At 69.4% G+C, this 558-nt stretch carries 2 pseudogenes; both read right to left on the reverse strand.

Going from position 1 to position 558, the window contains the following annotated elements:
• Positions 1–180 (reverse strand): annotated as a pseudogene (locus A5695_RS26815) (hypothetical protein); the annotation flags it as partial.
• A gap of 157 nt (positions 181–337) precedes the next feature.
• Positions 338–558 (reverse strand): annotated as a pseudogene (locus A5695_RS29290) (hypothetical protein); the annotation flags it as partial.

Raw genomic sequence — 558 nt, forward strand, 5'->3', positions numbered from 1 at the left:
TACCAACCGGTGCCCGCCCGCCTCCGCACCTTCGCGGGTGCCGCCGATCGCTGCGATGACCTGGTCGACCGCGCCGCCGAACTCGTCCTGTTCGACGGTGACACCGTCGGCGTTCTGGCCCTCGATGACCACCAGGCGGACCGTCCCGGGAGCCATCGAGACCCCAAGCACGATGTCCACGTCACGCCTCCGCAGTCCGCTGATTTGCGCTGTTTTTTTCCAGGTCCACGGGTCGGGTGTCGCCGGATAGATCCCCGCCCGACCGGGTGACACCACGCTACCCGCGCGGAACCGGTCGCGCTCGCGGAGCGTCGCTCAGCAGGAAGGACGCGGACGACTAGTAGCCGGGGCTCAGGAACGGATTCTGGGAGTTCCCGGGGTACTGCGGGTACTGCGGATAAGGGGTGTACTGCGGGGCCGGCGCCTGCGGGGCCTGGGTCTGCGGGACCTGGATCGGAATGGGCACCGGCACCAACGGCACGTGGATCCACTGGGTGGTCATCGGGACCGTCGTGGTCGTGGTCGTCGACGGCGGCGGCGGCGGCGTATCGGTGGTGG

This window comes from Mycobacterium sp. E1747 (assembly GCF_001667775.1).
Classification (GTDB): domain Bacteria; phylum Actinomycetota; class Actinomycetes; order Mycobacteriales; family Mycobacteriaceae; genus Mycobacterium.